Here is a 22,524-nt window from a genome sequence, read left to right as displayed (position 1 = left end):
CTGAGGCGTTACATCTTCCAGACGAGGGTCACGCCGTACGTGCGCGGGGGCGCGTAGGGTACGAGGGTCTGGCGATAGGCGCCGAAATAGGTGACGTAGGTCGCCACCAGTTCGTCCGTCAGGTTCTTGCCCCAGACGGCCACCTGCCAGCGCTTGTCGGGTGAGGTCAACGAGACGCGGGCGTCAACGTTGATGTAGCCCTCCTGCTTCTGGGCCGGAATGTTCGAGGCCTCGAAGAACATGTGCGACTGGTTTGTGTAATCGACCCGCGCCAGCGCTTCCCAGCCCTCGAGGTCGGCCGTGTACTGCACGCCCAGGTGAACCTTGTCCTTCGGCGAACGCGGAAGGTCGTTGCCGCTGTAGTTCGCGGTGGCGCCGTTGGCGAAGCTGGTGAACTCCGCCTGCAGGCGCGCATAGCTGCCGTCGATCTGCAGCCCGCCGACGGGCCGGATCATTAACTCGAACTCGGCGCCCTTGATCTTCGCGGTTGCGGCGTTGCCGACCACGACGCAGCACAGCGGGACGAGCTGCGAGACCTGCAGGTCCTTGTAGTTGGTCTGGAACAGCGAGGCGTTGAACAGCGCCTTGCGGTCCCAGAACTGGCTCTTGAACCCGCCCTCGTAGCTCCAGGCGTACTCGGGGTCGTAAGGCGTCGACTGGCTGAGCGCGGACCCGGCGATGCCCTGAAAGCCGCCGCTCTTGAAGCCGCGCGTGGCCGACGCATAGACCAGCACGTCCGGCGTCATCTGATAGTCCAGCGCAAAGCGCGGCGTCAGCGCGTTCCACTTCTCGGAGGCGCGCACGTCGTAGTTCGCGGCTAGCGGCGGCGGCATGCCCGGGCCGGACACCTTGCGGCCGATGAAGTGGCCGCTCTTCTCCTCCCACGTCTGGCGGATGCCCGCCGTGGCGGTGAGCTGATCGGTGATCGCATAGCTGAACTGGCCGAAGAGCGCGTAGCTCTTGCCCAGAACCTCCTGCGGATAGGTCGCGATCCCGGTCGAGGCCGGCGCGGGGAAATCCTGCCGCAGGTCCTCGATGCGCTCATTGTCCTCGCGCAGGTAGTAGGCCCCCAGCTGGCCCTTGAGGCGCCCGTCCATGGCGTCGAACGCCAGACGCAGTTCCTGGCTGAACTGGCTGTTGTTCTCGTGATCGGTCTCGGTGGACTCGATCTGGGCCGGCGGCCGCACGGGATTGGAGAAGAAGGGCGTGCGGAAGTTCAGCGTGACGTCGCGGAGAGCCGTGATGGAGGTGACCACGCCAAACGGCGTCGTCCAGTTCACCTCGCCACGATAGGTCCGCAGCCACCGACGCAGGTAGCCGTCGGTGAAGGCGTTCACGACCCGCGGGTCGGGGTTGATTCCGACGCAATGGATGCCGTTGTCGAAGCTGCGGTCGCAGTTGTTGTGGCGCGGATTGCCCTTCTGGTCCTGGTCGGTGAAGTCGGCGGCCAGGACGATGTCCAGGTTCTCGCTGGGCAGGAACCGGACCGCTACGGTCGCGGTCTTCAGCTCCTGGTTGTTGACGTCGTTGCCCGTGGTCTCGTTGAACTCGTAGCCGTCGCGCTTCTTCATCGAGCCGCCCAGCGAGACGAACACCTTGTCTCCGATCGGCAGGTTGCCCCGGGCGTTGAGCTGGCGGCGGTCATAGTTTCCGTACTGGCCCTCAATGCGGAACGACGGCTCCGCCGACGGCTTCCTACTCACGTACTGGATCAGGCCGCCCACGGTGTTCTTGCCGAAGAGAGTGCCCTGCGGCCCCCGCAGCACTTCCACGCGTTCCAGGTTCAGGGCGTCGATGTCGGGCGTGCCGCCACGACCTGCGTAGACCCCGTCCACGAAGACCACCACCGAAGCGTCGCCGCCGGCGTTCTGGCTGATGCCGAAGGCCGAGCCGATCCCACGGATGGCGAAGTTGGTCTGGATCGGATCGACGGCGCCCGCGCTGAAGCCCGGCGTGCGGATCGCGATGTCCTGGATGGTCTCGATCGACTGCTTCTCCAGCGCGGCGGCCGAATACGCACTGACCGCGATCGGCACCTGCTGGATGTTTTCTTCGACACGCTGGGCAGTGACCACGAGTTCGGAGACCTCGGCCTCCCTGGCCTGGGCGGCGGCCTGCCCCGCCCCGAACACCGCCGTCCCGAACGCCAACCACGAGGCGCCATGCGCCAGCGACCTGAGCATTGCATTCTCCCCTTTGCAGGGCCTCGTCTCAAGGCGAGGCCTCAGGGAAAGGGACGCTACAGCATATTCGATAGAATGCTAAGCATTTATGCCGCGCCTGCTTCCGCGGCCTCCACGGCGCGCGCGAAGGGCTTGAGGCCCAGCGTCGCCGCGACGGCCGAGACCGGCATCGCGAGCGCCGTCACGAGGGCTATGGCGTAGCGCAGCGAGGCGTCGTCGCCGAACACCCGGTCGGTCACCAGCGCCATCGCCGTCGGGCCGCAGCCCAGGCCGATCAGGTTCGCCACCAAGAAGTAGAGCGCCACCATGCGGGCGCGCAGACGGGACGGCGTGATCATCTGTAGGGCGGCGCCGGCGACGCCGCCATGGATCGTGCCGATCAGCATCATCAGGACCATCAGCCCCAGCGCGAGGCTCGCGCTCGGCGCCAGCGCCATTCCGCAGAGCAGCGGCAAGAGAAGCAGCGCGTTGAGGCGGATGACGCGCAGGTGGGCGTCCTTTTGTCCCCGGTCGTACATCCGGTCGGCCATCCACCCGCCGAGCATCAGGCCCGCGGCCCCGCAAAGGGCCGTTGCCGCGCCGAACCACAGGCCAGCCTCGGCCACCGGCATGGCGTAGGTCCGGTGCAGGAACTGAGGAATCCACGCCATGGCGCCGTACATCACCAAGGTGATCATCGACATCGCGGCGAAGTGCGCGCCGATGGCCCGTGCGTGCGTGCGGAGAAAAGCCGTGAACTCCCCTCGCGCCACACCGTCCTTCGCGGCGGCCCGTTGCGGCTCGCGAACGGTAAGGGCGATGAGGGCCGCCACCAGAAGTCCGGGCAGGCCGATGACGACGAAGGTGAGCCGCCAGGGCTCCATCGCGCCCAGCAGCGGAACCGCCAGCGCTCCGCCCTCGGTCACGAACTTCACCACCAGGGCGCCGGCGACCAGGGCGATGCCGGAGCCCAGCGGCACGCCGATGGAGTAGACCGCCATGGCCCGGCCCAGCTTTTCGCGTGGGAAGTAGTCACCCAGCAGGGAATAGGCCGCTGGCGAAAGCGTCGCCTCGCCCACACCCACGCCGATGCGCGCCAGGAACAGGCCTACGTAACCCTTCGCAAGGCCGCAGATGGCAGTCATGACGCTCCAGGCGGCGACCCCGGCCGCCATCAGGCTACGCCGGCTACCACGGTCGGCGAGCCAGCCGAGCGGTATCCCGAGCACGCTGTAGAAGATCGCGAAGGCGAACCCCATCAGCAGGCTCATCTGGGTGTCGCTGATCCCTAGGTCGGCGCGGATCGGGCCGACCAGCAGGCTGAGGATCATCCTGTCGATGAACGACAGCGTGTAGGCCAGCAGCAGGACGGCGACGACGTACCAGGCGTAGGCGCCGCCGCGCGGCGCGCTATTCAACGCCGAAGATCCGATAGCGCACGCCCTTGGCGGTGCGCTTTCCGTAGCCAACCGCCACCTGAGCGTTCAGCCAATCATAACGAGGGTCGGCCGTCTCGAAGATGGGCTGGATGCGGAAGTAATAGTCGTCCTCGCTCACCGCCTCGACCTTGGCCGGATCGCGGAAGTCGGCCAGCACCGCCTGCGGGATCACCAAACGCCCGCCGTACCGTACGTCGATCAGGGCCCCGTCGTGGGTTTTCCAGAGCGAGCGGACGTCCACCAGCGTCAGCGCCGCGCCGTCGGCGCCCTGACCCAGCTCGGACCAGTCGCCGCCGCCAGCCATCACCTCGCCGCGCAGCCGCTCGCCCTCGACCACGCCGCCCGCGATGTAGCTGACCCGCCGGTTGCGCCACGGCGACTTGCCCAGCGGCAGGGGCGCGTTGTCCTCCAGCCGGATGTCGGCCACGCACAGCGGTTGAGCCTTCAGGCCCTCCATCGCGCTCCCTCCTCGTTATTACTTAGAACTCTACATATTTACGGAGAGAGGGGAACTCCTCCTTCTCTTGCGAGCGAAAGATGTGCGGAGGTTACCCCTGCACCAACCGCACCTGGGTCCCGCAGAGCGTAACCTCTCCGGCGGCGTTCAGAGTGCCGCGTCGCTCGGCCCTCGCTTGGACATCGGCCACATCCCGCACCTTCACGTCGAAGGCCCTAAGCCCTTCGCCGCGGCCGTCCGAAGCCTTCACGAAGCGGATCTCGCCGCCGTCCAGGCCCAGGCTCACCCCGCCGTCGCGGAGCGGCAGTCCCAGCACCTCGCCCCAGCGCTTCGCCATGGCCGGGGGGTCGTCGGCCTGGACCTCGGCGCCGACGATCTCCAGCGAGGTGTCGGTCTTCACGTTCTTCCGCCAATCGGGACCGCCCCACTCCCAGCGCTCGCGCGGCTCCATCCAGTCGACGGAGACGATGGCGCCGCCGACATCCTTCGGATGCAGGTGGGTGAATGCGACGCCCTTGCCGTCGAACTGGTCGGCGATCCGGACGCGCTGTTCGGCGATTCGCGCGCGGGCGCCGGCCAGATCGTCGGTCTGGAGGATGACCATGTAGCCGCCGTCGCCGCTACGCTTGTCCAGCAGGCGGCCGGCCGTCGTGCCGTCCTGGGTCGGCGAGACCACTTCCAGGAACGTGTCGCCGACCGGCCAGACCGCGTTGTGCAGGCCGTACTTGCCGACGCCCGGGTCGGCATAGGCCGCGCCCAGGCCCAAGACGTCGGTGATCTCGGCGCGGGCCGCCTCCAGGTCGGCGCCCACCAATGCGATCTGCCGAAGCCGCATCTTCTTCCTCCCCTGTCTTTTGCCCAGACTAGAGGAGCGGCCGGGATGACGGTCAAGCGCGCCCGCCGTATCGTGCCGCCAACGAACGGACGGAGGAACGCCATGGCCGACATCGACACCGGCACGAACGACCTGCTCGCCAATCTGGAGGCGGGCGTGCTGACGCTGACGCTCAACCGGCCCGAGGCGCGCAACGCCATGTCGGGCGAGATGAACGACGCGCTGGCCAAGACCCTTGCCTGGGCCGAGTTGGAGGCCTCGGTGAAGGTCGTGGTGCTGACGGGGGCGGGCAAGGGGTTCTGCGCGGGCGGCGACGTGAAGGGCATGAACAGCCGCAACGAAGGCGGCGGCGCCGGCGAAGGCATCGACGCGGCCATCCACCGCCAGCGCGTCAACCAGCGGGCCACCGCCGGCAAGCTGTTCAAGATGCCGAAGCCCACGCTGGCCGCGCTGCCCGGCGCGGCCGCCGGCGCGGGCCTGGGCCTGGCGCTGGCTTGCGATCTGCGGATCATGGCCTCCAGCGCGATCATGACCACCGCCTTCGCCAAGGTCGGCTTTTCGGGCGACTACGGTGGCACATACTTCCTCACCCAGCTCGTGGGCTCGGCGAAGGCGCGGGAGATGTACTTCCTTTCGGACCGCATCGCGGCGGACGAGGCGCTGCGGTTGGGCCTGACCAACTGGGTCTGCGAGTTCGACGAGCTGCAGGCCAGGACACGCGAGATCGCGCGACGCCTCTCGAACGGGCCGACCATCGCCTACCGCTACATGAAGGAGAACCTGAACCGCGCGATGGCCGGCGACTGGGACGACTGCCTCGACCTGGAGGCCACCCACCACGTCCACTGCGGCCAGACGGCGGATCACAAGGAAGCGGCCAGGGCCTTCGTCGAGAAGCGCGAGCCGGTGTTCGTGGGGCGCTAGAACACTGACCAACCCATCCGCATCGCCAGCCGCTCCAGCGCCAGCGTGCCGACCTGGGAGTTTCCCACCTCGTTGAGGCCGGGCGACCAGACGGCCACCGCCGCCACGCCGGGCACGACGGTGAGGATGCCACCGCCCACGCCGCTCTTGCCGGGGAGGCCAACCTGGAAGGCGAACTCCCCCGAGGCGTCGTAGTGGCCGCACGTCATCATGATGGCGTTGATGCGCCGCGCATGCTCGGGACTGATCACATGTTCGCCGCTCAGGGGGTCCGTTCCCTCGTTGGCCAGGAACAGCCCCGCCCGCGCCAACTGGCGGCAGGTGATGCGTAGCGAGCACTGGTGGAAATAGGTCTGCAGCACGTCCTCGACCGGACTGTTGAGGTTGTCGAACCCCTTCATGAAGTTGGCGAGGCTGTAGTTGCGGAAGCCGGTGGCGGCCTCGGAGGTCGCGACCTCCTTGTCGATGTCGATGGTCTCGTTGTCGGCCAGCCGCCGCAGGGTGTCGCGGATGTCGGCGACGGCCTCATCGGGCGTCCGGCCGGCCAGCACCGCGTCCGTCACCACGATGGCGCCAGCGTTGATGAAGGGGTTACGGGGCACGCCCTTCTCGGCTTCGAGCTGGACGATGGAGTTGAAGCGCGACCCCGACGGCTCGCGGCCGACGCGCGCCCACAGCGCCTCACCCATCCGCTGCAGCGCCATCGTAAGCGTGAAGACCTTGGAGATGCTCTGGATCGAGAACGGCATCCAGGCGTCGCCGTACTCGGCCATCTCGCCTTCGCAGGTGATCACCGCCAGGCCGAAGCGGTTGGCGTCCACTCGGGCCAGCGCTGGGATGTAGTCGGCGACCTTGCCCTCGCCGCGATGGGCGTCGGCGACCTGCTTGCCCACCTCGGCGACGATCTGGGCAAGGCTGGCGCTCATGGGATCCTCTAGAAGCTGGCCTTCAGGCTTACCGCCACGCGGCTGCCGTAGGTGTCGCCCAAGCTGTGCTTGTCGGTGTCGTGATAGCGCAGATCGACGCCCAGGTGGTCGGTGAGCGCGTAGCCGACGCCCACGTTCCAGGTGGTGTAGTCACCGGCGCCGCTGACTTCCTGGCGGCCCAGGGCGGCGCTGAACGACACCTTCTCGGTCGGCGAGATCGAGCCGTTCACCTCGTAGTAGAAGCCGTGATCCATGCCCGAGTAGTAGTTCGGCGAATAGTAGGCTTGGGCGCCCAGGGTGGCCGGGCCCAACGGCAGGGCGGCGGCGGCCTTGAACTCGAAGTAGTCCAGATCGGCGCCCGAGGGCTGATCGACGTAGCCGTAGTAGAGGACGCCCAGGTCCAGCGAGAACAGGCCGACCGTCGGCTTGAACCCCGCGTAGAGGTCGAACTCGGCGTCCGTGCTGTCGTTGAAGTCCACGTTCGAGACCCAGGTCCCGGCGTAGAACTGGCCCATCGAAAGGTCGGCGCCGGCGAACACCTCTGGGTGCTCGTCGGTCTGGCTCACGCCCCGAAAGACGTAGTCGCTGGCCGCGCCCAGGTTGAAGCTGAAGCTCGGCGCGTCCTGTGCGGCGGCCGGGACTGCGAACGCCAGCGTCGCCAGCGCGGCGAGGGCGAAGGGCTTCTTGCGAAGGGTCATGCGGCGTCCTTGCGAAACCATGGGCCTATCAGCAGCCGATTCACTTAACGGGAGCTTGGCGCGTCACGCCGGCAGCAGCATCTCGGTGAAGTCGCCCCGCATGCAGTGGTTCGAAGCCATAGAGGCGCCGTACGCGCCGGCGTTGATCAGGGCGATGCGGTCGCCCTCGGCCAGCTCAGGCATCAGCTTGCCATGCGCCCAGACGTCGAGCGCTTCGTTGATGTTGCCGGCGAGGCTGACCGGTCGCCACGTCGAGGTGTCCAGGCTTCGGGGCGCACAGGCCACGGGCTCGCAAGGCAGCTCGTAGTAGGCGGGCTCGGGCGCGAGGTTGAAGCCGCCGTCCAGCCCGGCGAACATCACGTCCTTCTTGCGCTCGACGTCCACCACCTGCAGCAGCAGGACGCCGGCGTCCTTGACGATGTACTCCCCAGGCTCGGCCGCGACCGTCACCCCGCGGCCCGCGAACCGGCGCCGCAGAACGGCGCTCCAGGCCGCGAGGTCGAGCGGGACGTCGCCCTCGCGGTGCGGGACACCCAAACCACCGCCGACATTGACCGTCCGCACCCCGGGGCAGGCCTCAAGGAAGCTCGCCGCCGACGCCACCGCCGCCTCCCAGGCGTCCAACTCCCGGCTCAGGTACCCGCAACCCACGTGGAAATGCAGGCTTGTAATGGAAAGGCCGTGCGCCCGGGCCATCGCAAGGGCGTCGGCCCACTGGTCGCGGTAGATGCCGAACTTGGTTACGGCGGCGCCCGCATAGGTGAGCTTCTCGGCGCCAGCGTAGCCCGTGCCGCGCTCGGGATTGACCCGCACGCCGATCGCCCGGCCCGGGGCCCGCTCGCCGATGCGCCGGATCATGCCCACGGAATCGCAGTTGATGGTCAGATCGGGCTCGGCGAGCAGTCGTTCCAGGTCGCGATTGGCGACCGCCGTCCCGGTGAAGCTGATGTCGGCCGGGGCGAATCCGCAGTCGAGGGCCCGATCCAATTCGTTGGGCGAGCAGATATCCGCCCCCCAGCGGCTCGTCCTGGCGATGGACCGCAGCAGCGGCTCGAACCGGTTGGCCTTGATCGCGTAATAGGCGCGCGTGGGACAGCCGCTGGAGGCCAGCGCCTCCCGCAGTCGGGAGAGGTTGGCGTGGACGCGCGCCTCGCTGACCACGTGCAGCGGCCCTTCGACCGCGGCGGCCAGGGCGCCGAGGTCGCGCCCGCCCAGGTGCAGACGGCCCTCGATGAAGCCGAGGTCGTCGCGGGTCCACCAGAAGGCGGCGGCGGGCTGCGGGCCGCTCAAGGCGCCGGCCGGGCGATGTAGGCCCGCCCCTCCGCGTTCGGCCCTTCGAGGCGGCCCGTGATCCAGTGGCGGCAGGTCCGCGCGCCGCAGTGGCAGGCGAACTGCCGGAACAGCACGTCCTCGGTCTCAGCATAGTCGATGGTGAGCAGGTCGCCGGCGGGGATGTCGCGAAGCGCCACAAGCTCCGAGCGTTCCATGTCGAGCCGGCAGTCGGGGTCGCAGCTATGCGACAAGAACCCGATGATACTGGTCTCGGAGATATGCAGCCCCGGCTGGACCTGCAGGCTGTGCTGCTTCAGCTCCGGCCCGACGACGCCGGTGAACCGGTGGATCACCTCGCCCTTGCGCCGCGCCCTCAGCGTGCGGACGCCAAGGCCGTACTCGGAGTCCGTGTCACAGACTTCCAGGGCCTCATCCGGCGCGCCGCGGGCCTGCGATTCGTTGGGTGTCGGCATATCGCCCTAGGATGTCCCGCCCGCCCTCTGTCGGGAAGGCGACGGTGGCGCATAGCTCTTGGAAAACTGCAAACAGTTATGGTTGCCCACGCGCCGGTAGACCACCCGGTCCATCATGCGGCGCACGAGATGGATTCCCAGGCCGCCGACCTCGCGTTCATCCACGCCCAGCGTGGTGTCGGGAGCCTCCGCCGCCAGCGGATCGAAGGCGGGTCCATCGTCGGTGATCGTCAGGGTGACCTGCTCATCGGTGACTTGCCCAGCCACCTCCACCGAGGCATCCGCTCCGCCGTGGTTGCGCACGTTGCTGACGAGTTCGTCCACCGCCAGCAGGACGGAACTCACCGTCGCCATGGGCACGCCGCGGCCGGCCAGTTCCTCTTCCAGGGTGTCGAGCAGGACGGAGGGGCCCTTGCCGCCGGGAGGCAGCGTATGGGCGAAGTCGGGTTCCATAGCGCTCGCCGGCTCGGGGCCCTTGCGGGGACTCACGGTTGCCAGTCTAGTCGGCCCGCGAATTATCTCAACGGCCGCGCGAAGGCCGGACCCGCGAGGTGTCCCATGCAGATCCACGAACAGACCCGCGGCGGCGTACTCCTGCTCACGGCGTCCGGGCGGCTGGATTCCGGTTCGGCCGGAGAGCTGGAGGCCGTCCTGCCTCCGCGCGTCCAGGCGAGCGAGAAGGTGGTCCTGGACCTGGCGGAGGTGCCCTACGTCAGTTCTGCGGGGCTGCGCGTGCTGCTGATCGGGGCCAAGGCCGCCCGTGGCAAGGGCCACAAACTGGTGCTGACCGGCCTGTCGGCCTCCGTCCAGGAGGTGTTCGACATCTCGGGCTTCACCAGCATCTTCGCCATCGAGCTCGACGTGGAGTCAGCCCTCGCCGCGCTGGCCTGACCGCGGCCGGATCGCCGCCGCGACACCCACCGGCTCCAGCAGCGTCGACAGGTCGTCCAGGACGGCCGCCGCCCCCAGCTGGGCCGCAGCGGCGTCGTAGACTTCGGCGCGCTGCGCCTTGTCGCCGTCGATCACCAAAAGCAATCCGGAAGGCGCATCGCCGCTAGCCCACGCCCGCCATGCGAGGCGGGTGATCCCGAACGCGGCGGTCGCCTGCGCGATCAAGGCTTCGCCCTCGCCCGCCAGCCGCGCCTCGAACAGGCGCCTGGCCGCCAGGGCCGACGCCAGCGCGGCGGAGGGGCTTTCCCCGCCGCACTCGCCGACGACCACCGCCGCGCGTCCCGCGACCAGCGACAGCGCATGGAATACGCCTGGGGGAGCGCCGCCCATGACGCGCATCGCGACGCTGGCGCCCGCCGCCTCGGCCGCCTCCGCGGGGAAGGCCGCGTCGCGGTAGGCCGCGGCGCTGACGGCTTCGTCCCGCGCACGATCGCGCCGGGCCAGTTCGCGCCGTCCTCGCGCGATGCGGCTGGCCACACCTGTCGCCATGAGCCGGACCGCCTGGGCCAGGTCTCCGGTCTCCCGGATCGCGAAGCGCCCCGTGGTCTGAGCCGACCCATCGGCTCGGATGGCCGCGATCGCGCCGCTGTTGCGCGCCAGCTCGCCCGTGATGATCCGCGAGATCGCGAGCGCCAGGACGAGGCCGACGAGGCCCGCGGCCGCGACAAGTCCGGCCACCAGTCTCTGAAGACCCTTCACCTGGGCGAACAGCGGCTCGGCGTCGATCTGGGCGATCACGAAGCCCCCGCCCCTCACCGGAGCCAGGCCAGTCGCGCGCCGAAGACCTTTGGAATCGGCTCTGACGCCGGCCGCCGCCGGCGTCCTTGGCGTCTCGAAGCGGCCTGGCCAGTCGCGGGACGGGTCGCCGGCGAGCCGTAACGTCCGGCCATCGGGTCTGACGAGGTAAAGGCCCTGTAGCCCCTTCACCCGCCGAACGGCATCGCTCAGCGCCGCGCCGCGGACCGGATCGGCCAAGGCGCGCGCAAGGTCTTCGGAGGCGTCGGCGAACGCCGCTACCGTGACCGCCGCGGCGATGGCCTGGTTGGCGAGGCCCCGTTCGGCCTCGGCCCGCTCCCAGATGTAGAGCAGCGCCCCGTTCACACCCGCCAACAGCAGGAACAGGGGCGCGATCAGCAGCAGGAAGGTGCGACGGATACTCATCCGGCGGCCCCGTCCAGCAGATCGCGCAGGCCGACGACGAACTCGGGGCATTCCCGGGCGATGGTGAAGACGTGCGGCTTTGCGATGACCAGCGCCTCCAGTCCGTCGGGCCCCGCCACGTGGTCGGTCCGTACGGCGAGGCCAAACAGCAACCCCGGCGCATCGAACACCGCCGGCGCGGCGCTCCCCGCCGTCTCAGCATGTCCGGCCAGGGTGACGAACAGCGCCTCGGCCACCGTCCCCGCGGGAAGCACGAGCTTTCCGGGGCCATAGGCGCGCGGCCGCGCGTGGCGGGCGATCAGCAGCAGCTCGGCGTCATCGAGCCGGCGGAAGGGCCCGGCCTCGCGCAGGGCGAACAGGCGCTGGACGACATCGACGCCGATCATGCCGACGCGTCCGTGAGCTCGCCGTGTACGACGAGCGCCAGACCTCGCCAGGCCTTCGCAAGGGCCGGGTCGGCGGCGACGCGGCGCGCCAGGTCCGCCATGGCCCGATGCTCCAGGCGCGCCTCAAGGCCGTCGTCGAGAGGGCTCCAAACCGCGCCGTCCGGAAAGTTGACCGGCACGGCGGGCGGCAGCGCCGTTTCCAGGCGCGCGGAGTTTCGCACGCGGTCGGCAGCCAGCGTATCGCTCCACGCCTGGCGCATGGCCGTCGTCAGGTGTGTGGCCAACTCGCCGAGGTCGTCGCGAAGCCGGGAGACCTCCCGCGGGCCCTTGAGGCGCGCCGGCGGAGCGCGATCACCCGCGGCGATGCGCAGGGCGTCGGCCTTCAGGCCTTCAATCGGCGCCGCCACCCAGCGCACGATCAGGAAGGTGACGAACGCCGAGGCCGCCAGCGACGCCACGCCGATCAGGGCGCTGGCGAACAGGGCGTTCTGGGTGGCGACCTCGATGACCGAGATGTTCACGTCGGCCCCGGCCGTCGCCACGATCTTCCCCGCGCGGTCGCGTATGGGCGCAGCGGCGGTCTTCAGCAGGCCCCAGTGCTCCTGGAACTCGATCGGCGACACGTATATCGGGCCGCCGTCCATCGTGCGCCGCAGGCCGGCCCGGGTCTCGGGGGTCAGTTCGTCCTCCGACCCCAAGGTAGAGTGTTCGTCCCCGACCGTGGAGTCCAAGACGTAGACCACGTCCTTCAATCCGCCCAGCGCCTGCGAGTAGAGGTAGGTCAGCCCCAGTTCACGGCGGATGCGCCGCATCGGCTCCACGTTGCGCCGGTACTGCGGCATGGCCTCGACGGCGTCGGCCGGCGCCTTGACCATCGCCGCCTGCAGCAGGAAGTCGTGATCGGCGGGGTCGATGAGGGCTCCGGTAAGCGCGCTTGTGGCGATGAGCTTGCGCGAGAAGCCGTCCAGGATCGTTTCGTACAGCCGGCTGTAGACCAGCGCGCCAAGGGCCACGGCGAGCACCAGGATGGCGGGAGTGATCGTCCGCCACAGCAGGGTTTTGATCGGCGTGCCGTCAGAGCGCATAGGATCGATCGTCCCTGGCCTTGAGCATGCTGAGCGCGAGGTCGGCGTAGCGGGCGGCCACCTCGTCCACGTCGGCCCGGCTGAGCCAGAACGAACGTCCGGCCAGCCGCAGCTCCACCGGACGGCGGGCGGGCGGTTCCGGCGTGGCGCGCTCGGCGAGCGCCACCTGGGCGTCGATGGATGCAGCCGCGAGGTCGGGGCTCGCACGCACCGCCGCCACGAGGTCGACCACCGTCGGACGTCCGGAGTCGAGCGCGAGCAGGCTGGCGAAACTGTCGCGGAAGATGGGCGCCATCCCGGGACGAAGCCCGTCGCGCAGGGCGGCGGCCAGTTCTCCCGGCGGAACCATCTCGCGCAGCGCCTGGGCCGCGGCGGCGGCCTCGAAGCCGCGCCCACCCGCCACCGCCGCCTTCAGCAGGTGGGCCAGTTCGCCCAGCGCCGGCGCGGTCTCGCCCGAGCGCCGGATCAGGGGATCGAGCCGCCGCCATGTCGCGTGGCCGACCCCGCTGGCGATGGTCTCGACAGCATTGCCGCGGACCTTCGGGTTGGCCGAGTGCAGCGAGACGATCAGCAGGTCGAAGTCGGGCAGCAGACCGCCAAGGGCGAGCAACTCCAGCGTGAAGTCCACGGACTCGCCGATCTGTTGGCGATAGGCCTCCGCCAGAAGGCCGAGCGCCGCTGAGCGACCGGCTTCCCGGTCGAAGCGTGCGGCGACCGCCAGCCGGCGCCTGGTCTCGTCCAGCTCCTCCCGGACCAGCTTGTCGAGCTGGGAGACGAACTGGGCGTGCGAGAGCGTGCTCAGCGCCCGGGCCGCCACGGCCCGCGCCCGGTAGGGCGTCTGATAGCTCGTGAGCGCCTGCATGAGGCGCGGGATCGCCGCCTCGCCGAGGCCCACCAGCAGGGCTTCGACCGCGCGCAGCTCGCGCGGGCTGAGGCGCGCGGCGGCCGTCAGGATCTGCGGGATCGCCTCCACGTCGCCGATGGCGCCAAGGAGTTGCAGGATGGTTCCGCGGCTCTCGCGATCCATCGCGGGCAGAATACGCGCCAAGGGCTCCACCAGGCCGATGTCGCCCGGGCCCACGAGACTGGTCAGCGCCTGCAGCGCCGAGCGCCGCGCAGCGGGCGAAGGATCGTCCAGCCTGGCGGCGAACGCCTCGGTAGCGTCGGACGCATCGGGCGCGTCCTCACGGGCGGAGACCTGCCGGGACGGGGGATTGAGGAGCGCGCGCGCCGCCGCGGCAGCGCCGGAGTCCGCCCCGGCGAGCCGGCCGCGAAGGGCCGCCTCGGCCTCCGCATCGAACGCCGGCGCGTGCAGGCTGGGGTCGCCGAAATTCAGCCAGCCGCGCCGCATGTTGGCTTCCATCGCCGCCGGATAGAGATGGCGCAGGGCCATCACCACCGCGATCAGGGCCGCGCCCAGCAGCAGGCCGATGCCGGACAGCTCGCGCATGTCGGCGTTCTTGGCCGCGAGCAGCAGGAAGGCGCCCGAAAGCAGGCTGGCCAGCGGCTCGGCCAGGCCCTCCACCACGGTTCGGAAGGGCCGCTTCACCTGCGACGGCGTCGCGTTGAACAGCAGGTTCTGGTTGTTGTATTCGATCGAGGTCAGGACGCCGTGATAGGCGAAGAAGGCCGCCAAGGCGGCCGGCGCGCCGCCCGCCAGGAAGAAGTAGGCGAAGACCGCGAAATATGTCAGCGGCAGGACCAGGGCCACGTTGCGCACGCCGATCCGCGTGACCAGCCGGTTGAACACGAACAGGCAGATCACGAGGTTGAACACGCTGGCGCCGGCGTAGAGCTCGCCGAAGAGCTTGGCGAGGTCGGCTTCCGAGCGCCCTTTCTGCAGGACGGTCGAGTACTGATACTCGGCCAGGTTGGTCATCAGCAGGGTGACGAAGAGGGTCGCCACAAGGGCGACCGCATAGCCCGAACCGCGGAACGCCTTGGCCACCTGGACGAGCTGGCTCACCACGCCCGAGTCCTCGCCGTCCAGGTCGGTGTCGCTGTCGGAGATCCGCTGCCAGCGCCGGCGCAGCATCACGGCCACCGGGGCGGTGGCCAGGGCGACACCCGCCCAAACCAGCAGGAAGCCGTGCATCGGTATGACGGCGGCGAGCCCGCTGACGATCAGCGCGCCGACGGTCGTCCCCAGGGCGCAGAAGGCGGCGAAGAGCGGGAACAGCCGCTTGGCGTCCTGGATGTCGAAATAGGCGTCGGTGAAATTCCAGAACAGCGAGTAGAGCGCGATGTACCACATGGCGAGGTACAGCTTCAGCACGTAGTACAGGCCCGTCTGGAACGGCTCGGGCAACCCGATCTGGATTAGGCCCCAGAGGACGGCGCCTCCCCCGATCAGCGCCGCCAGCGTCACGTCGACGACGTGGTCGATGGAGAAGCGGACCATCAGATACGAGAAGATCGCCGTGTAGACGATCATCACCGCCGGGGTCAGGAGGAAGATCACCGGCAGCTTGTCGGAGCCCACGTGCGTGAGGAAAGCGGCGTCCCCCGCGGCGAACCCGATGCCCATGCCGGTCTGCAGCAGCAGGCCGAACAGGCCGAACTGCAGGAGCTTCGGCCACTCGCCGCGCTCGACCCGGAACAGGCGGTTCAAGAAGACCTGCACGTTCTTCCTCAGACCCGGCCCCCGCCGCTCGCACCGCGTTAACGACCGCGCCCTAATTTTCTATAGACTAGCGGGGATTCCCCGAACCCTCACACACAGGCGCCGCCGCACGATGACCGAGCCCGCCGCAGAGATGGCCGCGCGCCGCCGGCGGTTCGGGTTGAAGACGCAGCTCCTGCTCCTGCTGTTCGCGCTCAGCCTGATTTCGGCCAGCGCCTATTCGGCGATGCTCTACAACATCGACCGCAAGGAGATCATGGCCGGCATCGACGGGCGCCTGCTGACGGCGGTCCTGGCGGTGAACGAGATCGTCCCCGATGAGTATCACGCCCGCATCATCGGTCCGGATTCGATCCCCGAGGCCGAGTACGACCGGCTGCAGTACCGGCTGTCGCGCTTCGCCGCCCGCTCGGACCTGGTCTACGTCTACACCTACATGCGGTTCGGCGATCAGATCCGCACCGTCTCCACCAGCGCGACCCCACGCGAGATCGAGACCCGCAACCAGACGAAGTTCTTCGCGCTCTACGACACGGCGCCGGACACGCTGAAGAAGAGCTTCGACGACCTTCAGGTGCGCTACGACGAGTACAGCGACAGCTTCGGACGGTTTCGCTCGATCTACCTGCCCGTACGCGGCGTGGACGAGCGCACCTATGTCGTCGGGGCCGACGTCGACTTGGCCATGGTGAAGAAGCGCCTGACCGACGCCATGGAGCTGTCGGTGGGCGTGGGCGCCGCGATGTTCGCCCTATCGATGGCGCTCGGCTGGCTATTGGTCGACCGCATCGTCGGACCGCTGATGCGGCTCACCGAATTCACCCGCAACATGGGCCAGCGCAACTTCGAACCCGACGAGCGCGAGCTGGCGGCCATGAACGCCATCAGCCGCAGACGCCCCGACGAGGTCGGCAGCCTGGCCGAGGCCATGACCGCAATGATCGCCCGCCTGCAGCGCTATCTGCTGGAGATGCAGCAGGCCACCGCGGCCCGCGAACGGGTCGAGGGCGAGCTGTCGGCCGCGCGCGACATCCAGGTGGGCATGCTGCCCCGGGTCTTCCCGCCCTTCCCCGAACGGCGCGACCTCGACCTGTTCGCCCTGCTGGAGTCGGCTAAGCATGTCGGCGGCGACCTCTACGACTACGCGCTGCTCGACCGAGACCGGCTGTTTTTCGTCGTCGGCGACGTCTCCGGCAAGGGCGTGCCGGCCGCCCTGTTCATGGCCATGACGACCACACTCTTCAAAGCGACGGCGCTCTCGGCGAACTCGGTCGCCGAGGTGATGTTTCGGGTGAACAACGAGCTGGCGCGCGACAACGCCCAGGAGATGTTCGTCACCGCCTTCTGCGGAATCCTGGACCTGCGAACCGGGACTGTGGAGTACTCGGACGGCGGCCACGAGGCGCCGTTCCTGCGGCGCGCCGACGGCAAGGTGGAGCGGCTGCCGAAACTGAAGGGCATGGCCCTGGGGGTGATCGAGGATGCGCCCTACCCGGCCGCGACCTTCAGGCTGAACCCTGGCGATGCGCTGGTCCTGTTTACCGACGGAGTCTCGGAGGCGGCCAATGCCGAGGACGAGCTGTTCACCACCGGCCGCATCGAGACCGCGCTGGCGACGGCGCGCGCCGAGACCGATGCTCGGGCCCTGGCCGAGGGGCTGGCCGGCGATGTTAGGGTATTTGTCGGGGCCACGCCGCAGTCCGACGACATCGCCATCCTGGTCGTCCGCTACGAGGGCTGAACGGCCCGCTATCCGAGCTTGAGCGGCGGACGGTCGCGACCGTGCATCTTGCGCAGGAAGTGGCGCATGTCCTCGATCAGGCGGCGCAGGTCTTCTGGCGAGGCAGGCGACATGTTCATCGCCCGGGCCATCAGCGGGTCCTGCTCCACCTCCCACGGCAGGAAAGAGAAGCCGTCGTCGGCCGCCCGCATCCAGACGATCGGATAGGGCCGACCGAACATCACGCCCTTCAACGGCTCGCGCCCGATGACGTAAAGCGCCGCCCTGTCCGCGTTGCGTGCGCCCAGGACGATCTCCAGCACGTCGAGCGAGATCACGAGACTGCCGGGCTTGGCGAACTTGCTGATCCTGAAGCCCAGGTCGATGTCGGGGCCAATGAAATCGAGGTGCGCGCCCGTCCCGCTGGACAGCTCCGGGATCTCGATCTGGATGTTCTGACCCTCGAAGTCGGCCAGCCAGGCCGTGCCCTTGAGCCGAAGGGGCAGCTTCTCGAAATGTCGCTCCTCGTAGAGGCGCATGGTCCGCAGCAGCGCGATCAGGATCGAGGTCAATTCCTCCGGAGCCGACGGCTGGCAGACGAACACCACCTCGTCGCCCATGACCTTCCAGACGTCGATCGCCGGCGTGGCGTCGTCGTCCAGGAACTCGATGCCGATCTGGCCGGCAGCCATCAGTGGGAAGCTGGTGAAGAAGGTCTGGAAGATGCCCAGCCAGCCCTCGGAGCCCTGGCCGGTGAAACGGGCCTTGAACTCGGTCGATCCGACCATGTCGACCGACAGGAACAGGCGAAGCATCGAATCCCCCGGCGCTGAAGCGCCGCCATATTAGACAGTTCGGAACCGCGCCATAGCCGCGAGGTCGGGTGACCCACGAAACGTCTGTGCTAGGGTCGCGGCCAGCGTCCGGGGCGAGACATCGGGCAGGGGGAAGCGAAGGGTGGCGGTAGGCACCTCCACAGCAGCGCGCAGCGTCACGGGCGGTCGTCTTGACGCCTGGCTAGCCGGCTATCGGCCGCTGCCCGGCGTTCCCGACGAACTCTTCGACGCCGAAGGCCAGCCGCGCGAGCACTGGCTGGGGTTCCTGCGCGAATTCGCGAGCTATCCGGACGCCGAATCGGACGGGCGCTTCGGCATGGCCGCGCGCCACATCCGCGACAGCGGCGCCTCGTACCGGATCTACGGCGAGGAGACGGAGCGTAGTTGGCCGCTGGACCCGCTGCCGCTGATCATTCCCCAGGCCGAATGGGACCAGATCGCCGCTGGGGTCACCCAGCGCGCCGAGTTGATGGAAGCGATCCTCCGAGACCTCTACGGCGAGGGCCGGCTGGTGAGCGAAGGGGTGTTGCCCGCCGCGGTGGTCACCGGGAGTCCGGACTTCCTGCGTGCGATGCGGGGCGTGGCGCCCCCCGCCGGTCGCTACCTGCAGATCTACGCCGCAGACCTTGGACGTGGCCCCGATGGCCGCTGGTGGGTGCTCGACGACCGGGCGCAGGCCCCGTCCGGCGCGGGCTACGCTCTGGAGAACCGGCTGGTGGTCAGCCGCGCCTACCCTAATCTCTACAACAGCCTGAACGCCCACCGCCTGGCGCCCTTCTTCGACAGCCTGCGCCGAGGGCTCGCCGCCACCGCAGACCGGGCCGAGCCGCGCATCTGCCTGCTGACGCCCGGCCCCTTCAGCCAGACCTACTTCGAGCAGGCGCACCTCGCCCGCTACCTCGGCTTCCTGCTGGTCGAGGGCGACGATCTGGTGGCGCGCGACGGGAAGGTGTGGGTGCGCACCATCGCCGGCCTGAAGCGGGCCGACGTGATCCTGCGCCGGGTGGACGCCGACTTCCTCGATCCGCTGGAACTGAACGCCGCCTCGCGACTGGGCACCCCGGGGATGCTGGAGGCGATCCGCGCCGGCGGGGTGACCGTGCTGAACATGCCAGGGTCGGGGCTCGTCGAATCGCGTGCGTTGATGAGTTTCATGGGCTCGCTCAGCGAACGGCTCCTGGGCGAGCCGCTGAAGCTGCCCAACATCGCCACCTGGTGGTGCGGCCAGCACGCCGAGCAGGCGCTGGTCGAGCAGCGCCTCGATGAACTGGCGATCGCTCCCGCCTTCCAGAACGCCGGCCTCTTCGGAGGCCCGCGCCTCGCGGCTGACCTGGCCCCCGCCGAGAAGGCGGTCCTGCGACAGCGGATGACCGAGCGCCCGGGCGATTTCGTGGGACAGGAGATCGCGCAGCTCTCCACCATGCCCGTACTGCGGGACGGCCGCCTCCAGCCGGCGCCCTTCACGCTCCGCGTCTTCGCGGCCATGACGCCCGAGGGCGTCCGGATCATGCCCGGCGGCTTCTGCCGCACCTCGGACCACGTCGACGCGCGGGTGATCTCCATGGGCGAGGGCGCGCGCACCGCCGACGTCTGGGTCATCGACGACAAGCCGGTGGAACGGCTGACCCTGATCGCCAGCGCCGAGGAGGTGAAGGTCCGCCGAATCCTGGGCCACCTGCCCAGCCGGGCCGCCGACAACCTGTTCTGGCTCGGCCGCTACATCGAGCGGACCGAGGCGACACTGCGCATGGTCCGCGCCCTGTGCTCCAGCCTGATGGATTCCGAATCCTCGCTGCACGGCCGCGGGCAGACCTTCGAATCCCTGCGCAAGGTGCTAGTCGACTGGGGCGCCCTCAACGGCGAGGTTCGGCCGGCCCGCGCCCTCGATTCCGCCCGCGACGCGCTGCACGACGCCACCGCCTGGGGTTCAGTGACCTATCTGGTGCGCGCGGCCAAGCGGACGGCTTCGGGCATGCGCGAACGCCTGTCGGCCGATTTCTGGGGGTTGCTCGTCGATCTAGAGGGCGACCTGGCCGGCGGCGCCGACGGCGTCCATTCCGAGGCCCAGGCCCTTGAGCAGGTCGAGAACGCGCTTCGCCACATCGCTGGCCTCGCCGGCCTCACCCAGGAGAACATGAATCGCGTCGCCGGCTGGCGCTTCCTCGACATGGGCCGACGGATCGAGCGCGGCGCCAACACCTGCCAGCTCGCCCGCACCTTGGCGCACGACAACGCCACCATCGACGACCTCGACCTGCTGCTCGACCTCAACGACAGCCAGATCACCTATCGCGCCCGCTATCTCGTGGGCTTGGCGCTCACCGCCGTCCGCGACCTGGTGATGCTGGACCCCTTCAACACCCGCTCGGTCGCCTTCCAGGTGGCCGCGCTGAAGGACCACCTGGCCGTCCTGCCGACCCTGCAGGAGGATGGCATCCTCGAAGAGCCGTCGAAGATCCTGCTGCCGCTGGCCGCGGAACTGGAGACGCAGGACGCCGCTGCGCTGCATGCCGACAAGGTGCTGGGCTACGAGCGCGCGCTGATGCGCCTTTCCAACGCCATCGCCGATCGCTTCTTCCTGCAGGGCGCGAACGCGGTCCCCACGGTCAAGCTGGTGGGGCTGGCGTGAACTACAAGCTCCGCCACCGCACCACCTACAGCTACCAGGAGGCGGTGCCCTTCGCCCGCTGCGTGCTGCGGCTGACGCCCCGCTCGTCGGCCACCCAGACGGTGCTTGAAAGCGCCGTCACCGTGAGTCCAGAGCCCTCGGCGCGCCTCGAACGCACAGGTCCGTTCGGCGCCGACATCCTGACCGTGACGGTCGACCAGCCCCACACCTCGTTGGTCATCGAGGCCAATTCCCGCATCGACGTCCACGTCCCACCGGCGGGCGATCCCGAAGCCAGCCCGCAGTGGGAGGCCATCCGCGCGCGCGCCCTGACCGTGTGCGACCTCGGTCCCGACAGTCCAGCGTCCCATCTCTTCCCGACACCGCGAACGCCCATCACGCCTACGATCACCGACTATGCGCGGGAAAGCTTCACACCCGGCCGACCCGTCGTGGCCGCCGCGCTGGAGCTCACCAGGCGGATCTTCGCGGAGTTCAAGTACGACCCCGGAGCCACCGAGGTCTCCACCCCGGTCGCCCAGGCCTTCGACGCCCGCCACGGCGTCTGCCAGGACTTCGCCCAGATCATGATCGTCGGTCTGCGGGGGCTCGGCCTGCCGGTGAAATACGTCTCGGGCTACCTGCGCACCATCCCGCCCCCCGGCCAGCCTCGCCTCGAAGGCGCCGACGCGACCCACGCCTGGGTCGCGGTCTGGTGCGGCGACGGGCTCGGCTGGATCGGCTTCGATCCCACGAACGCCATCCTGGCCGGCAACGACCACCTGGTCCTGGCCATCGGCCGCGACTACGCCGACGTCGCGCCCATCGACGGGGTCATCCTGGCCTCGGGCGTCCAAACCCTCAAGGTCGAGGTGGACGTCATTCCGGAGGAAGATCCCGTACCCGCCCATGCGTAGAGTGTCCCGTTCCGCCGCCGCCCTTCTCGCCCTCTCGACCCTCTCGGTAGCGTTCGCCGCCTGCGATCGGCGGCCCGCGCCCCAGAAGATCGTGACGGCGCCGAAGAGCGATTGCCTGCCGCCGCAGCCCATCCCTGCCCGCGCGCCATCCACCGCGGGAATGGTTCTGGTGAAGGGCGGCGAGTACCTGCAGGGCGCGGCGCCAGCCCGGCGAGAGGAAGGCCCGCCTCGCGCCACGCGGGTGGGTTCGTTCTGGATCGACAAGACCGAGGTGACCAACGCCGAATTCGCCCGGTTCGTCGCCGCGACCGGCTATGTGACGCTGGCCGAAAAGCCGCTGGATCCGAAGCTCTATCCGGGCTTGGCGGGCGACGACCTGAAACCCTCAGCCATCGTGTTCGTGGGGGCGAAGAACCCCAACGACGGGCCGGGGCAGTGGTGGCGCGTGATCCGCGGCGCCGACTGGCGTCATCCGGAGGGTCCGGGCAGTTCCATCGAGGGCAAGGAGAACCATCCGGTCGTCCAGATCGGCTACGACGACGCCCTCGCCTACGCGCGTTGGCTGGGCCGCGACCTGCCGACCGAGGCCGAGTGGGAGTACGCCGCGCGCGGCGGTCTCAAGGATGCGGCCTACACCTGGGGCAACCAGCCCCTCGATATGAAGAAGCCCCAGGCCAACGTCTGGCAAGGGCCCTTCCCCCAGGCCGACGCCGGCACGGACGGGTACAAGGCGCAGACCGCCCCCGCGGGCTGCTTCGCCGCCAACGGCTACGGCCTCGTCGACATGGCCGGCAACGTCTGGGAGTGGACCAAGGACTGGTACGCGCCGAACCTCGACCCGACACAGATCGTCGACCCGGTCGGCCCGACCGAGCGGGAGGCCTACCTACCGTCGACCCCGGACGAGAAGCGCCACGTGATCAAGGGCGGCTCGTTCCTCTGCGCCGACAACTTCTGCTTCCGCTACCGGCCGCCGGCGCGGGAGGCTGGGCCGACCGACACCGGCTCGGACCACGTGGGCTTCCGGACCATCCTGCGGGTGAAGGGGTAG

20 protein-coding genes are annotated in these 22,524 nt (G+C 69.2%); 6 read left to right on the top strand and 14 right to left on the bottom strand.

Features of this window, described 5'->3' with window-relative positions; genetic code table 11:
• Nucleotides 1-8 precede the first annotated feature (8 nt).
• The 4 genes from Q0L11_RS24195 to Q0L11_RS24180 all read right to left on the bottom strand — a co-directional run bounded on the left by Q0L11_RS24195 (nt 9) and on the right by Q0L11_RS24180 (nt 4,893).
• Complete coding sequence (locus Q0L11_RS24195) at nt 9-2,183, bottom strand: TonB-dependent receptor (protein WP_296600745.1); 2,175 nt, start codon at nt 2,181-2,183, stop codon at nt 9-11.
• Between the two features lie 86 nt (nt 2,184-2,269).
• On the bottom strand, nt 2,270-3,580 hold the full coding sequence (locus Q0L11_RS24190) for an MFS transporter (RefSeq protein ID WP_296600744.1): 1,311 nt from the start codon (nt 3,578-3,580) through the stop codon (nt 2,270-2,272).
• Entirely contained in the window at nt 3,573-4,058 is a 486-nt protein-coding gene (locus tag Q0L11_RS24185; RefSeq protein ID WP_296600743.1) for a DUF3237 domain-containing protein, read from the bottom strand. The genes Q0L11_RS24190 and Q0L11_RS24185 overlap by 8 nt, the downstream gene beginning before the upstream one ends.
• Nucleotides 4,059-4,149: 91 nt before the next feature.
• Nucleotides 4,150-4,893 carry a VOC family protein gene (locus Q0L11_RS24180; RefSeq protein WP_296600742.1) on the bottom strand — a complete coding sequence of 248 codons (744 nt, stop codon included), beginning with the start codon at nt 4,891-4,893 and terminating at the stop codon, nt 4,150-4,152.
• 102 nt (nt 4,894-4,995) lie between these two features.
• On the opposite strand from Q0L11_RS24180, the gene Q0L11_RS24175 reads away from it, so the two are divergent.
• Nucleotides 4,996-5,817 carry an enoyl-CoA hydratase-related protein gene (locus Q0L11_RS24175; RefSeq protein WP_296600741.1) on the top strand — a complete coding sequence of 274 codons (822 nt, stop codon included), beginning with the start codon at nt 4,996-4,998 and terminating at the stop codon, nt 5,815-5,817.
• Here Q0L11_RS24175 and Q0L11_RS24170 read toward each other — a convergent pair.
• The 5 genes from Q0L11_RS24170 to Q0L11_RS24150 all read right to left on the bottom strand — a co-directional run bounded on the left by Q0L11_RS24170 (nt 5,814) and on the right by Q0L11_RS24150 (nt 9,639).
• Nucleotides 5,814-6,743, bottom strand: a complete 930-nt coding sequence (locus Q0L11_RS24170) for a glutaminase (protein WP_296600740.1) — start codon at nt 6,741-6,743, stop codon at nt 5,814-5,816. The genes Q0L11_RS24175 and Q0L11_RS24170 overlap by 4 nt on opposite strands.
• A gap of 8 nt (nt 6,744-6,751) precedes the next feature.
• A complete protein-coding gene (locus Q0L11_RS24165) occupies nt 6,752-7,441 on the bottom strand; it encodes a TorF family putative porin (RefSeq protein ID WP_296600738.1) in 690 nt (229 codons plus the stop codon).
• A gap of 63 nt (nt 7,442-7,504) precedes the next feature.
• On the bottom strand, nt 7,505-8,731 hold the full coding sequence (locus tag Q0L11_RS24160) for a diaminopimelate decarboxylase (RefSeq protein WP_296600736.1): 1,227 nt from the start codon (nt 8,729-8,731) through the stop codon (nt 7,505-7,507).
• Nucleotides 8,728-9,186 carry an SET domain-containing protein-lysine N-methyltransferase gene (locus Q0L11_RS24155; protein WP_296600735.1) on the bottom strand — a complete coding sequence of 153 codons (459 nt, stop codon included), beginning with the start codon at nt 9,184-9,186 and terminating at the stop codon, nt 8,728-8,730. Before Q0L11_RS24155 ends, Q0L11_RS24160 begins: the two co-directional genes overlap by 4 nt.
• A 6-nt stretch (nt 9,187-9,192) precedes the next feature.
• The gene (locus Q0L11_RS24150; RefSeq protein ID WP_296600734.1) at nt 9,193-9,639 is read right to left on the bottom strand and encodes an ATP-binding protein; all 447 of its coding nucleotides are present in this window, start codon (nt 9,637-9,639) and stop codon (nt 9,193-9,195) included.
• A gap of 105 nt (nt 9,640-9,744) precedes the next feature.
• Here Q0L11_RS24150 and Q0L11_RS24145 point away from each other — a divergent pair, with 105 nt between their 5' ends.
• Nucleotides 9,745-10,077, top strand: coding sequence for an STAS domain-containing protein (locus tag Q0L11_RS24145; RefSeq protein ID WP_296600733.1), 333 nt, complete (start codon nt 9,745-9,747; stop codon nt 10,075-10,077).
• On the opposite strand, the gene Q0L11_RS24140 is transcribed toward Q0L11_RS24145, so the two are convergent.
• From Q0L11_RS24140 to Q0L11_RS24125, 4 genes are read right to left on the bottom strand one after another with little or no spacing between them, the layout of a single operon-like run.
• Nucleotides 10,054-11,298, bottom strand: a complete 1,245-nt coding sequence (locus Q0L11_RS24140; protein WP_296600732.1) for a hypothetical protein — start codon at nt 11,296-11,298, stop codon at nt 10,054-10,056. The genes Q0L11_RS24145 and Q0L11_RS24140 overlap by 24 nt on opposite strands.
• Nucleotides 11,295-11,684, bottom strand: a complete 390-nt coding sequence (locus Q0L11_RS24135) for a hypothetical protein (protein WP_296600730.1) — start codon at nt 11,682-11,684, stop codon at nt 11,295-11,297. The genes Q0L11_RS24140 and Q0L11_RS24135 overlap by 4 nt, the downstream gene beginning before the upstream one ends.
• Complete coding sequence (locus tag Q0L11_RS24130; RefSeq protein ID WP_296600729.1) at nt 11,681-12,769, bottom strand: hypothetical protein; 1,089 nt, start codon at nt 12,767-12,769, stop codon at nt 11,681-11,683. Before Q0L11_RS24130 ends, Q0L11_RS24135 begins: the two co-directional genes overlap by 4 nt.
• The gene (locus Q0L11_RS24125; protein ID WP_296600728.1) at nt 12,759-15,392 is read right to left on the bottom strand and encodes a hypothetical protein; all 2,634 of its coding nucleotides are present in this window, start codon (nt 15,390-15,392) and stop codon (nt 12,759-12,761) included. The genes Q0L11_RS24130 and Q0L11_RS24125 overlap by 11 nt, the downstream gene beginning before the upstream one ends.
• Before the next feature lie 112 nt (nt 15,393-15,504).
• Here Q0L11_RS24125 and Q0L11_RS24120 point away from each other — a divergent pair, with 112 nt between their 5' ends.
• Complete coding sequence (locus tag Q0L11_RS24120; protein ID WP_296600727.1) at nt 15,505-17,133, top strand: SpoIIE family protein phosphatase; 1,629 nt, start codon at nt 15,505-15,507, stop codon at nt 17,131-17,133.
• Nucleotides 17,134-17,141: 8 nt separating this feature from the next.
• Here Q0L11_RS24120 and Q0L11_RS24115 read toward each other — a convergent pair whose 3' ends face one another.
• Entirely contained in the window at nt 17,142-17,927 is a 786-nt protein-coding gene (locus tag Q0L11_RS24115) for a hypothetical protein (RefSeq protein ID WP_296600726.1), read from the bottom strand.
• Between the two features lie 142 nt (nt 17,928-18,069).
• On the opposite strand from Q0L11_RS24115, the gene Q0L11_RS24110 reads away from it, so the two are divergent.
• From Q0L11_RS24110 to Q0L11_RS24100, 3 genes are read left to right on the top strand one after another with little or no spacing between them, the layout of a single operon-like run.
• Nucleotides 18,070-20,577: a circularly permuted type 2 ATP-grasp protein gene (locus tag Q0L11_RS24110; protein ID WP_296600725.1), complete on the top strand. Its 2,508-nt coding sequence runs from the start codon at nt 18,070-18,072 to the stop codon at nt 20,575-20,577.
• Nucleotides 20,574-21,473: a transglutaminase family protein gene (locus Q0L11_RS24105; RefSeq protein ID WP_296600724.1), complete on the top strand. Its 900-nt coding sequence runs from the start codon at nt 20,574-20,576 to the stop codon at nt 21,471-21,473. Before Q0L11_RS24110 ends, Q0L11_RS24105 begins: the two co-directional genes overlap by 4 nt.
• Entirely contained in the window at nt 21,466-22,524 is a 1,059-nt protein-coding gene (locus tag Q0L11_RS24100; protein ID WP_296600723.1) for a formylglycine-generating enzyme family protein, read from the top strand. Before Q0L11_RS24105 ends, Q0L11_RS24100 begins: the two co-directional genes overlap by 8 nt.

The sequence above is a fragment of the Phenylobacterium sp. genome (assembly GCF_024508875.1).
Lineage (GTDB): Bacteria > Pseudomonadota > Alphaproteobacteria > Caulobacterales > Caulobacteraceae > Phenylobacterium.
This window is presented reverse-complemented; position numbering and strand designations above follow the sequence as displayed.